Raw genomic sequence first — 11,779 nt, 5'->3', positions numbered from 1 at the left:
AAGGTAAAGTGCTTTTTCAGTGATGACTGGGGCAGCTACACGAAATATATTCCTGAGAGATATCATGAGATAGGGAAGCGAAATACACAAAAGATTGAGCGTAAGTTTCTAACCTTTAGGACAAGGATTAAAAGGCTTGCTAGAAAGAGCATTTGTTTTTCAAAAAGCGAGTTTATGCATGACGCTGTGATTGGTCTTTACATCAATCGAGTCGAATGGGGAAGAAACATATAAAAGACAAAGGGAAACACCACCCAAATATCGACTACATCTGTCAGATGGCACTAGAGCGATGTACCCCACAGATCCACTGAAGTTAACTATGTCTGAGATTGAGCTGTATCAGCAATCTGCAAATATAAAGGCTCAAATAAAGGGAGGAGCCAACATTACAGAAGAAGATTTATCTAAATTAATATCTTATCGGGCAAAGCTCGATGAAACACTTAGTACGATAGAAAATCACTTTAAAAAAACCAACCCTCAAGGCATTTTGGAGCGTTTTCGAAGAGTATTTTCCTATAAAGCTTGAAAAGTTGAAGCTCTAGAGTGACACAGTTGAATGAACAATCTTGATACACCTACCTCTATAGTTAATTTTTAATCAGGGCAATAATTACTGGAGAAATTATGGGAAATTATAATGATACCTTCAAAGCAAATACGATTAAAAAATGCTATCTATTTACACCTAAAGACTTTCTTTCTCTGTAATCCACAATTATCCCACTTGTGGTAACTTAAGCTGCAGTGCCCATAACTGTTGATTCAATGATGAGTAAACTTTACTTTCAGTTGCTCCCATGCAAAGCGTAGTCACTCCAGCACAAACTTCAATGCCTATATTTTTAATCTCAGCCGATGGATATAGTGCATTAATGGCTACTTGAATTTTTTCTCTTATACTATATATTGGACCCCTCACACTCAGCGCTCTTTTAACTTTCGGGATCGAAAAAAGCTGCTCTCGCAAATGATTATCCATCCGAATTTCTTTGACAACCCTATAGATATGACTATTCTCACCTATAAGCATCTGACGCCATAACTTCGAAGTAGCAAGAAAGTTGCGTTGATCTTTAGTTGGAAGAAATGTAAGTATATCTTTAAGCCTCTCCTCCGGTATTGGCTTTATGCTCGAAACCAGTGACATTTCCTGCGAATGATGTTGAAATGCATCAGTTGGGGCATACCTTCTTTTACCACCTCCACAGTTTGTATTATGCACCCAAATCCCAGCGCTACTAATAAAATAATTATGATCGTTTTGCACCGTAAGATTATATACCTCCCTTTTAGAAGCTTTAATTTCCTGCACATCTTTAACTATAACCGTTATACCATTTGCTAGAACAAGCTGCATATTACGCATAAGCATGTAACAAGGCATAAACCCCCAACCCATAGTATAAAATGGGTGCTCTTTTGTACTTTGGATAGTGATAAGGTTATTTTGATAATATACTTGAAGTTGCCAGATTGTAATATTTTCAGCCTTAAATGTCTTCAACTTGATTAAACCGTAGCTTTTTAGAAATATTGATTCTCATTAAGGTTATTTCCCTTCTTTAAACATCTACTGCTGGTATAACTATAAAATCTTTAAAGTTAGAGCGCTTTATATTACCACCATCGTGATACATGCACACCACGACCTGGGCCGAATAAGCTAAAACCTAGCACTTGATGCCATTGGTCATCATATAACACAGTACCTTTTGGAAGTTCTAGATTTTGAGCAGCTCGCCCTTTGCTCATAAAGCGAAGCCGACTGATAGTTAAGGCACCACGAACATCATCCCAATTTTTTAGTGACCTTATTCTTAAGTCAGGCACCTGATTAGACAAAAAATCACGCAAACTATCATTCCAACCACCGGTTGAGTATATGTAAACCTCGCTATTATTAGCAAATTGATCTAATAAATCTTTATTCATATAAAGACTATATTCCCGCTCTCCCTCACCAAACTGGTATCGACTATGGAGAGGCTCAAGATGTGTTTGATTAAACTCTATTGCAGCTTTTGTTACATCAATAGCATTCTTTGGCGGTTTAAATCCACTACCATTCCGCTTCTTAAGAAATAAGGTTTTATCTACATCTAAAGCAATGGGTTGATTTTGCGTTCCTGTATTTGAATTTGAATTATGAACCCAACAAGCACTTTTACCCACAAAAAAAGTGTGGCTATTCTCTACAGTCAGGTCATATACCGCTTTATCAAAAACTGTTTCATTTATCGCTTTAATATGCAAATGAGCATTGTGAGCACTTACCAGCTTCATATGATCTGCTTGTTCTAATTGATCAACACGAACGAAGCCTTTTTCTTTAATATAGAACGGATGATTTCCCGTTGCATACAAGGTTTCTTCTTGACCAGCCCTAAAGATACCTATTTGGTAAACTCTCTTATGTTGATAACAAGAAGTGTTTCTCACCTTATTGAAGCTTAGTCTCATATGTCAACGCTCAATGTATAATCAACCCACCTCATGCTTAATATATTCACCTTATTTACACGTTGTGCTCTTAGCTGTGTATATAATTTGTCTTGCGATAAAGCATTAGCTGCCTGTTTAAGCATAACGCCTGATAAGCGACTGTATTTTCGCACTGTAGACTCCTTAAAACCAGTTGTTAACGCCACTTGTCGATAGTCAAATCCTGCCTTTTGAAACTGCAAAAATACCGCTTCAACCGACAGCTCATAATTCCTTTTGATATAGGATTGAAAACCCTCAGCATATTGATTAGCCATTTTCATACATTATCCTTTTATATTTAGCACAACAATAGTTCTTTATTTACCCAAAATCATCCCATGAAATAATGCTAATAGAAATACATAAATTATGTAATTTGATCATTTAGCCATCAAAGGCAAGTTATAAAGAATAAATATCAGAAGCAAAATGCTGACAATTGCGAGTTAATGGATTATAAGAGGCGTTGCTATATAACTTTAAAACATCAATCAAAGCAGTTACATTTGAAACTTCCCTTTCACCTGATAGATTAAAACCATATCGCTCTTGCATTTGAGTGAAATTACCCTCTTCTATAACAGAATGGAAAACTTTTCCTTGCATACTCACATCAAAGAAGCCTGCTCTTCGTTTTGTACCTCCAAATTCCAATAGATGCCATCTGTTATCACTTGTATTAGACAGTGCAACGACTCGATGAGTTAGCTTATGGTTCTCAGATAATGACACAGCATTCATTTTTATATCAAACGTAGAGATAGTAACACTATTTTTCTGCCCAAGAAAATGTAGTAGCGGATCACCATATTGATAATATTCCCTAGGGTTAGCTGCGGGGCGCATGTACCTCAGCTCTTCCCCTTTAGTGTACCATCCTAACTGTACTGTTTCTGGTAAATCCGTAGCAAAAGTATATCTAGCAAGCGGACTAACTTGATAGTTTTTTGCATCAGAGTTAATGCCACTCATCTCTATATTGCATGGGTTATGAACCCATACCCCCAATTTATCGACAAAATAACTATGATGGCTTTGCACACTAAAATTATGTACCGCTTTTCTCTCCATTTGCACTTTTGCATCAGCACAGATGACAACTCTTTGTCCACTCGCTGAAATAGCATACATACCCTTTTTTAATAAGCAAGCAGGGACAAAACCAAGCCCTTCAATGTAAAAAGGATGCTCTTTGGTTGTAGCGATAGATGAAATAAGCTTTGATGTAACACAGAAAATCTCTACTTTCCAGATTTCTTTTTGTGCAAAATAGAAGGTTTCCTCTACACAATTAAAAGCCACTTTTTGACTTAGTTTTCTTTTCACTCTCTCTTCCAATGCATCACAATATCAGGAGGGAATATAAATAAAAACTTGAGCTTCTCCCATACATAGTTTATGTATGTTAATCATCAAATATTGCTCAAATATAACTCCAACCTCTCTTAACCTATTCACGAGATAAGCTTTTAAACCACTCATACGGTATTTGAGCGCCAGTGTCTCTGCCATATTGCCAGTACATCTGCACAGCAATCACACCAATACCATTGGGCGAAGCTAATATTACTCTACTATAAGGTGAGCCAGGCGCAACAGCTTGATCCCAATCAATAATGACACCTCCTTTAGAGTTACCTTGCACATTGCAATCAATTAAAAAGCGTCCCTTTTTATATGCAGCTCTAAGTGCCTCTACTGGTGAATCTTGCGGAGCATCAGTAAAAGGGGTGATCTGCGCTAGCCTTCCATCTGCAAATCTGCCAACCTGTGAATATCCTGCCCCATAGGATTTATTAGCGGCATCAACATTTCTATAAAGTAATAGAGAATCATTACTTTCACGATGCATTCGCTTGACTGCTTTATCGCCCCATTTATACGCACGTCCATACGAACCTTGCCCAATTACTTCCATACTATCAACTGACGGTAACGCTATTGGCTCCATTAATTGAGCTTCGTATAATTGCTTAGGCAAGGGGATTTGAGCAGGATCTCTCCTGTCAAGCAATCCCATCTCAACACCACCACAAGTGTTATGAACCCAAAGGCCTGAATTCCCAACAAAATAGGTATGACTTTTATTAACAGTAATGTTGTATACTTTCTCTAGATTATTGCTTTCGATGCACGTTATCTGAGGGTTATTTCCATATACACTAACACCAATAAGTTTCTTTGCTTTTGTAAGTTCCTTTAACTTTGAAACAGCTGTAAAACCCTTCCCTTGTAAGTAGACAGAATGCTCCTTTGTACAACAAATCTTTTCATCACAAAGATAAGTGTGAATAGTTAATTCAACAACAGGTTTTGTAAAGTTAAATGTTTCCGTCACACGGTTAAATACGAATTTCATGCATAGTTTTATATCGTCCAATAGAAGCTAAAATACTACACTCTATCAATGTTTTTTATATACATAAACTACGTATTGTTACACCCAACTTTATATATCTCTAATCACTTTCTCCAAACGAGAGGGTGCTATGTATAAAAGCGTTCTACCATCTTTGGATTTTAACAAAAGTTTACGTTTAAATAGTGCCTCTAGATGCTTTTTAGCAGTATTGACTGAAACATTATAATCACTCATCACTTCCTTAATGCTAAAGGTCCGACCATGTTCTTTTACTGCTTTTTTAATAATTTCTTTTTGGATAAAATGCAAATCAGAAAATCTTGATGCACTCAATAGCTTTGTAATATCTGAGTACTCTTTCATTCTGAGTTTAAGGTAGGATTTTAGCTCTTCAAATGCCGCCAAGATAATCCTTAACTGATAGTCAATAAAATAGGTCAAATCTAATCCATCTGTTTCTGTATATTCATATGCCTCAGAATATTTTTTAGGTGCTTCTTTTAATAACTTGCTAATAGAAATAAATTCAAAAATATAATAGCCACTTTTCAACATATACCAATAAAATAAAGCCCTTGCCGTTCTACCATTACCATCTCTAAAGGGATGCTCATAGCCAATCATAAAATGCAAAATAACCGCTTTAATGACTGGATGTATAAAACTTTTTTTCTTGGCAATCGAAAAATGTCCTGCATTTGCAAAATCACATAATTTCTTGAGTCTATCTTCAAGCAAACTGTGGTGAGGCGGCTGGTGTACGATTTCATTTCGATCATCATATACAGCGATATCATCACTCACTCTTAGCTCTCCTGGCTCAACAGCATTCTCTGTAGTATCAACAGTTGCAATTTTATGAAATTCTAAAATTAACTCTATTGACAAGCTTTTGTCTTTATTTTTATTTGCATGTTTAAGCAATAAATAATTATTTAAAATCATCCTTTCATCTTCATTTAAAGGAGTTCTCTTGTCTTCTAACATCTTCTTTGCAATATCACGAGTAGTGGAGGCTCCCTCCAATTGCGCACCGGTAATTGCCTCTTCCATAAGTAGTGAAGATACTAAAAATTTTTCAGTTAATGCCGGCGGCGCTATATCCCCACTGAAATTGGCGAAAGTGCCTTTCCCCATAGAGTCAATCTGATGCAAAAATAACTCAGAAACACTATGTGTTAAAAATTGAAAAGGCATGCCATTCTCGCTTTCTAAGCCTGTCTCTCGATAATATGCCTGCCGTAGTAATTTGACCGTCTTCCAATGGGCTTCCTTCTCAGCTTGCGTTCCATTGATTTTCCATCTAAATTTATCCCAATGTAAATATTTGTCATTATCATCCAAGATAAATGGCTTAAAGCGATCTATATTCACTTTTTCTATTTTTATGTTTGGCGGTCTTTTAATCATGGGACCTCTTTTTCTTACAGTGTTTTTACATATCAAAGCTTTGAATTATACAGTTAAAGTATATATGAATGGACTTTCTAATGTCAATTTTTAAAAATTGACATTAGAAAGATTAGCTTTATTTATTTCTGCCTTAACCTCTTTAAACTCAATTTCCTTTTTTACTCTCATTTACTTTCACTTTCTTTTATCCCCAAAATTGCCACCAGTTTTTACGCTTATAGCGAGCTGAGTTCTCATAAAACCTCTGTTGCTCTTGAATAACCAAACGTTCTACGTGACGTGAGGTTGGAGAGATAGGTCTTTGTGAATGCTCAGGTGACTCATAAATCATATCAAAATCTACAGGAACAGTTTTCCCATCAAGCATTTGGCGAAAGTTGTCTACTCTTCGATCATACATAAGAAATCCTTTGTCACGTATCTCTTGTAAGGCCATGCTTACCCCTTCTGTAGATGCTTCATTTGGAAGAAAAGGCATCTCTAAAACATAAGTGTCTGAGTTCTTAAAATATAAAACTTGCGTCTCCATGTTATTAATCTCTTTCCATCTTACTTTCGCACGATAAGGGTTTGCTTCAGGGTGATTAGTAACAATATCTTTGTGGTATACCTTGTAGGCTTTATCTTCTATACGATAAACTCTACCAAACTCCCCCTCTCCCAACACCTCCCCGGATTGAATATCAGCTAGGCAAATATTATGCACCCATACTCCCTCTTTGGTGACAAAGTAGGTTCGGTTTTCTTTGACGCTTAGATTGTACACCGTTTCAGTCTTTTCACTTTTTTCAATCGAGTCAACAAAACATAAACCGTCAATAATACCCAATAATTGCATCCCTTTGACCAATGCCTTGGCAGGAATAAACCCCGCACCTTTAACATAAAAAGGATGCTCAGCTGTGGTATTAACCGATTGCACATAGCTCTTACCCTGACTCACAACTTGGATATTGAATTTTAGAAGTGGTTGTTTTTTGGTGTGTGAGGTGCTGACAACGAAATTAAAAAACATCTTTAGTTGCCTAAGCCCTACTCTGTGATGCAATCATCCTTGCATTGACATACCTCCGATTTTGCTCACTTAAGAAAGTATATACATCTCTCAGATACTGTTCACCATGAATGTGTGTTCCCTCCATATATCGTTGAGTAAAAGCTTCAATGGCAGACATTGGTTCAGAAGGTGCTATACTACTGGGAGATTGATTAAGTTCCTGAGCCTCCATAAATGCGTTACGTAGCAATGGTTCCTTTTCTGCTATAGTCACCCTTTTTGAAGCTTCTAACCTTACTAAATTCTGAACAACAGATGATGATTGTTGAGAGACATGAGTACTTTTATCTCTGAGCCTATTTCTAGTTCTAACTAATTCCATCACATCCACTCCTGGCACTGCCTCTGGAGGCGGGCTTGCTGGTATCAAAAAAGGTTCCGCTAAAGGATCTGTATTTGATGAATTATGCACCCAAAGTCCAAGTTGTCCGACAAAAAATGTATGCGTGTTTTCCACTGTTAGATCAAATACTCGTGCTTTTTGTTGTGTTTGTTGAATTGCTTTTAACGTTAGATCATTATCTCGAGCACTTATTGCAGTATACAAGTTTGAATTTTTGATCGTTTCAACTGCACTAAAGCCTCTATCTTTAAGATATATAGGATGATTGCCTGTTGCCTGTAGTGTCTCTTTTTTATCTTGATGGGCTATTAAGACATCAAAGAGTAATTTATTCGTATATTGTAGCGTATTAATCACTTTGTTAAATCTAAGCTGCATCACACACCTCTTAATATTATCTTCGCTTGAGCTAAGCTTAGCTCGTCATAACTAACCAATGTTACATACTGTTTCCATTTTGATTATTATTCCCACAAAAGTGGGAGCCTTATATTATTCTTTTTAAAGTCAAAAAGGTATGCTCACACTTTGTGATCACAGGCAAAGCCTGCAACCACAAAGGGCATGACACCCCCGTCATACTTATCTGGTATTTCCTCTCGCTTTACACAGTAAGCAAGAGCATGCCCTGCATCATATTAGCATACTCCACAGCCAAAGCTTCAAATCCTTGAGACTCAATAAACTCGATATTACTCGTCATAGTCTCATAGTGCTGATCAGACAACTGCATGGGTTGGGCAGAGTCTCTTTTCACAAAGTTATTTGAAATCAAGCTTCCTATATCATCCATTCCAATTAGATCTTTATGATTCGTTTGCTTTATTCCAGCTAATAAATGCCCATAAGCTTCAGTAAGCGACTTTGAATCTAAAAACTGCTGTTGCCAACTTGTTTTAATTCTCCCAGATAAAGCTCTAGCTCTTACTAAGCTATCTTTTTTGGGGTCTACAATCAGTGATGTTACCCTTTGCCTTTTAAGCTGGTATCCATAGTATTCTCCCGCCGTCGTATTATCAGGCAATGATGTGCTAATCCCGATATCATTAAGACCCTTCTCTAGCATAAAGGAATTAAATTCTCTTTTTCTTACATCACCACCTGAATTATGCACCCATATTCCAGTGCTACTTACAAAAAATGTATGAGTATGCTCTACTGTTAAATCATACACTGTAGCTGTTATTTCTTTATCTTTAACTGCATTAATCTGACACCAGCTTGTTTCTTTTAAACATTTCAGCTCCTTTCCTTTAATTAACTTCTCAGCTTGAACAAAGCCTTTTTTTCTTACATAAAAGGGATGAGATTTTGTGCAGTATATATGCTCCCTAGAAGTTTCTACCTGACAGATTTGTTTGTTGGAATAAATAAATCTGTCAATAACTGTATTAAAACTCATCATAAATCACCCTCCAGATTGATTTATTCATTATACTAACTCATTAGTCACTTGGGCAGTAGCTATCATTAAGCAGCTTCATCAAGCTCTGGACGATAGTCCTCTGGCATGGATAGCACTTCATCACCAACTTCAATTAAGCAAATTGGCAGAAGGATAATCTCATGCATCGCCCCTTCGACTTCAATCTCAACAATGTCATACTCTGAGAACATTTCGCCCAGAAAGCGAGAGCTGCCATCTGCACGGCGACGCCTGACCCACACCACTGTTTCACCAGTAAAGCAAGCACCTTGCTGACTGCTATTAGATAACCTAGAGCCTATATGTTCACCCAACCTTGCTGCCCCTACACTTGCAGCAATCGTCACTGTATTCATTATCGAGTCCACAGCAAATTGATCCCAATCAAACTGATTTTGCTGACCTGTAGCAATCATTAACCCTTGAGTTACGGCTGACTGTGCAGAACCAGATGCAGCATCTACTGCAGCACCTGCTAAAACGCCTTTTGCCACTGTCCCAGTTATTCCACCAGCAGCACCTGCTGCTACCGCTCCTAAGGTTACATCAATCCAGCCACTGTCATGCATATGCTTTGCCCAGTTTTGATGATAAAGTGCTGCAGATGTTGATGCGCTAGCTAGACCTGCAGCACCTCCGGCTAGCCCTGCAATAGCAGCAGTTGCTGCAGCTGTAGTAGGGGCAGCTAATGCTCCAAGGCTAACAGCTGTCACACCTGCAGCAGCAATACCCACACCTGCAATAGCATATGTTTGCCAACTAGTGAGTGCTCCCCATAAATCCCCCATAACAGAATTCCCAGTTGGATCAATATAAGCCATCGGATTGCCATGCATTGTCATATACGGATTATCTTGTTTAATCGTATCGTGAGACACAGAAATGCCGTATTTTGGATCCCACAGGCGTTTGCCACCCATTTGATTGCCTTGTGCTGCTGGATCAAATATCTGGTTGGTATAGCCAAAGATATTATCAAGAATATTGAGTGTCTTATTTCTAGAATCTCTATAAGCATCAATATTGCTTTGCATACCATATGGTGTATAAACATACTTCTCAGAGTTGGCACTATCAAGATTCATCGAGCGCACCACATCTTGTCGATAGCTAACAAAATTAACACGGTTCTTATCACTGTGATTTTGATCATACAAAGTAACATTACCAAAATAGTTTGCTGTAACACTTTGCCCATCAATGTTCTGGGTTTGTGAAGCAAGTTTGCCACCTGAGTAGTTATAATAGACAGGGGAGTGCTTGCCGTCTTCTGGTATCGCGCTATTCATCTTACCACTAGTGTTATAGGTATATTTTGTGCGTGTTTTACCTGTATCCGCTTCAGGGATTAACTCCTCTAACTGGCGTAGCGGATTGTGAATATAACGTGTGCCCCACTGATCTATTGTTACATTCCCTTCAGCGTCATATTTAAACTCACCTGTCACATCTGGTTGGCTAGAATCTTGAATATGAATAACCCTATCCTTATAGACAGGATCATAACGATAACTGAAGCTTAAGGTATGCTCAGAGGTATCTTGCAGATTATGTTTATAACTTGTCTGCATCTCTTTTAGGCCATAGTTGTCGGTATATTGGTAGTTTTGTCCTGTGACAAACACAACCTGCTCTTTCTTATCTGGCCCTTGACCTTCATTTACCATCATCTGTGGATAGACTGTAGATGCCGGATCAATCTTATAGGACAACAGCACTTCAGAGGCACCATTTATGCCTTCAGGAATACCATATGTATAATGCGAGATGGTCTTTTGATTATTACCATAATCCTGAGTATAAGTGTCAATTTGATTTGCTGTGTTAAAGATATAGCTCTCCTCATAGAGAAGATCGCCTTCTTTATTTCCAACTCCAGCAGTCACCTTCATTCCATTTTTACGTCCCAACATATCATAGGTGTATGTATAGGTAAGCTTACCCGCAAGTTCGCCTGTGCTATTGGTATACTGGCGTACAATACTGCTTAATCTGTCCGGATGCACGGTATCTTCATATAAGTAATGATCCTGAATCATCGGCTTATGACCTTGTTTTTCATCATAGATCGTTTTATATTCAAGTTTCCCATCGCTCCCATAAATCATATCTGTTTGATAGCTTTTCTCACCATTGACAAGCTCGGTTAACGTATCTGTGCGATTTACACTGTCATAGCGATACTGAAACTCTCTTGAACCTCTTTGAGCATTTTTATCCTGATACGACACTGACTTACCCTGACCATCAGGATAATACTGATGAGTAATAGAGCCGTTAATGTCTTCTATTTTTACCAGTCTTTGTACACCTGCGATATCTTGATACTCTGAAGTAATCAGGTAGTTATCCTTGGTAAACTCAGGTGACGCTTGCTCATTGACATTATTACTTATATTTCCATTTGCTTTATCAATCCAGCTGGCAATAACATTACCATTAGCATCATATTTCATATGAGAAACATTACCCATACGGTCAATGGTTGCCGTTGGCTGTCCAAAGACATTATAAGCAGCAACTTGAGAAGCCTTACCGCCAGCATCAATCGATTTAGTCATTTCACCATAAATGTTATATTTATACTGTGCGATAGTTTGCGTCATTCCTGCGCTAACAAGTGCTGAGCTTAACAAGACACAAAGCGCTTTTTTTGTAAATTTATTCATTTATCTATACCCTCACTTT

12 protein-coding genes are annotated in these 11,779 nt (G+C 37.7%); 2 read left to right on the top strand and 10 right to left on the bottom strand.

Features of this window, described 5'->3' with window-relative positions; translation table 11 throughout:
• A partial coding sequence (locus A37Q_RS16120) for an IS1 family transposase (protein ID WP_018299716.1) occupies nt 1-234 on the top strand: 234 nt, incomplete at its 5' end.
• 88 nt (nt 235-322) lie between these two features.
• Entirely contained in the window at nt 323-532 is a 210-nt protein-coding gene (locus A37Q_RS0107760) for a hypothetical protein (RefSeq protein WP_154648650.1), read from the top strand.
• Nucleotides 533-721: 189 nt separating this feature from the next.
• Here A37Q_RS0107760 and A37Q_RS0107755 read toward each other — a convergent pair whose 3' ends face one another.
• The 10 genes from A37Q_RS0107755 to A37Q_RS0107700 all read right to left on the bottom strand — a co-directional run bounded on the left by A37Q_RS0107755 (nt 722) and on the right by A37Q_RS0107700 (nt 11,760).
• Nucleotides 722-1,510, bottom strand: coding sequence for a polymorphic toxin-type HINT domain-containing protein (locus A37Q_RS0107755; RefSeq protein ID WP_018299714.1), 789 nt, complete (start codon nt 1,508-1,510; stop codon nt 722-724).
• A 113-nt stretch (nt 1,511-1,623) separates the two neighbouring features.
• Nucleotides 1,624-2,466 carry a Hint domain-containing protein gene (locus A37Q_RS0107750; RefSeq protein WP_018299713.1) on the bottom strand — a complete coding sequence of 281 codons (843 nt, stop codon included), beginning with the start codon at nt 2,464-2,466 and terminating at the stop codon, nt 1,624-1,626.
• On the bottom strand, nt 2,463-2,771 hold the full coding sequence (locus A37Q_RS0107745; protein ID WP_018299712.1) for a hypothetical protein: 309 nt from the start codon (nt 2,769-2,771) through the stop codon (nt 2,463-2,465). Before A37Q_RS0107745 ends, A37Q_RS0107750 begins: the two co-directional genes overlap by 4 nt.
• Before the next feature lie 121 nt (nt 2,772-2,892).
• Complete coding sequence (locus tag A37Q_RS0107740) at nt 2,893-3,816, bottom strand: polymorphic toxin-type HINT domain-containing protein (RefSeq protein ID WP_018299711.1); 924 nt, start codon at nt 3,814-3,816, stop codon at nt 2,893-2,895.
• Nucleotides 3,817-3,940: 124 nt separating this feature from the next.
• Entirely contained in the window at nt 3,941-4,849 is a 909-nt protein-coding gene (locus A37Q_RS0107735; RefSeq protein WP_026196589.1) for a polymorphic toxin-type HINT domain-containing protein, read from the bottom strand.
• 90 nt (nt 4,850-4,939) lie between these two features.
• Complete coding sequence (locus A37Q_RS0107730; RefSeq protein WP_018299709.1) at nt 4,940-6,262, bottom strand: Fic family protein; 1,323 nt, start codon at nt 6,260-6,262, stop codon at nt 4,940-4,942.
• Between the two features lie 187 nt (nt 6,263-6,449).
• Nucleotides 6,450-7,280, bottom strand: coding sequence for a polymorphic toxin-type HINT domain-containing protein (locus A37Q_RS0107715; RefSeq protein ID WP_018299707.1), 831 nt, complete (start codon nt 7,278-7,280; stop codon nt 6,450-6,452).
• Between the two features lie 10 nt (nt 7,281-7,290).
• On the bottom strand, nt 7,291-8,043 hold the full coding sequence (locus A37Q_RS0107710) for a Hint domain-containing protein (protein ID WP_018299706.1): 753 nt from the start codon (nt 8,041-8,043) through the stop codon (nt 7,291-7,293).
• A gap of 226 nt (nt 8,044-8,269) precedes the next feature.
• Nucleotides 8,270-9,067: a Hint domain-containing protein gene (locus tag A37Q_RS0107705; RefSeq protein ID WP_169710259.1), complete on the bottom strand. Its 798-nt coding sequence runs from the start codon at nt 9,065-9,067 to the stop codon at nt 8,270-8,272.
• A gap of 68 nt (nt 9,068-9,135) precedes the next feature.
• Nucleotides 9,136-11,760, bottom strand: a complete 2,625-nt coding sequence (locus A37Q_RS0107700; RefSeq protein ID WP_018299704.1) for an RHS repeat-associated core domain-containing protein — start codon at nt 11,758-11,760, stop codon at nt 9,136-9,138.
• Nucleotides 11,761-11,779: the final 19 nt, after the last annotated feature.

The sequence above is a fragment of the Fangia hongkongensis FSC776 = DSM 21703 genome (assembly GCF_000379445.1).
In the GTDB taxonomy this organism is placed as follows: domain Bacteria; phylum Pseudomonadota; class Gammaproteobacteria; order Francisellales; family Francisellaceae; genus Fangia; species Fangia hongkongensis.
Note: the sequence above shows the minus strand (reverse complement) of the source record. Positions and strands in the feature narration are given on the sequence as shown.

What these genes read in the sequence shown, in the direction of transcription:
- A37Q_RS0107745 (WP_018299712.1), bottom strand. Translation starts at nt 2,771, where the DNA reads ATGAAAATGGCTAATCAATATGCTGAGGGTTTTCAATCCTATATCAAA.
- A37Q_RS0107705 (WP_169710259.1), bottom strand. Translation starts at nt 9,067, where the DNA reads ATGAGTTTTAATACAGTTATTGACAGATTTATTTATTCCAACAAACAA.
- A37Q_RS0107750 (WP_018299713.1), bottom strand. Translation starts at nt 2,466, where the DNA reads ATGAGACTAAGCTTCAATAAGGTGAGAAACACTTCTTGTTATCAACAT.
- A37Q_RS0107710 (WP_018299706.1), bottom strand. Translation starts at nt 8,043, where the DNA reads ATGCAGCTTAGATTTAACAAAGTGATTAATACGCTACAATATACGAAT.
- A37Q_RS0107715 (WP_018299707.1), bottom strand. Translation starts at nt 7,280, where the DNA reads ATGTTTTTTAATTTCGTTGTCAGCACCTCACACACCAAAAAACAACCA.
- A37Q_RS0107735 (WP_026196589.1), bottom strand. Translation starts at nt 4,849, where the DNA reads ATGAAATTCGTATTTAACCGTGTGACGGAAACATTTAACTTTACAAAA.
- A37Q_RS0107730 (WP_018299709.1), bottom strand. Translation starts at nt 6,262, where the DNA reads ATGATTAAAAGACCGCCAAACATAAAAATAGAAAAAGTGAATATAGAT.
- A37Q_RS0107760 (WP_154648650.1), top strand. Translation starts at nt 323, where the DNA reads ATGTCTGAGATTGAGCTGTATCAGCAATCTGCAAATATAAAGGCTCAA.
- A37Q_RS0107700 (WP_018299704.1), bottom strand. Translation starts at nt 11,760, where the DNA reads ATGAATAAATTTACAAAAAAAGCGCTTTGTGTCTTGTTAAGCTCAGCA.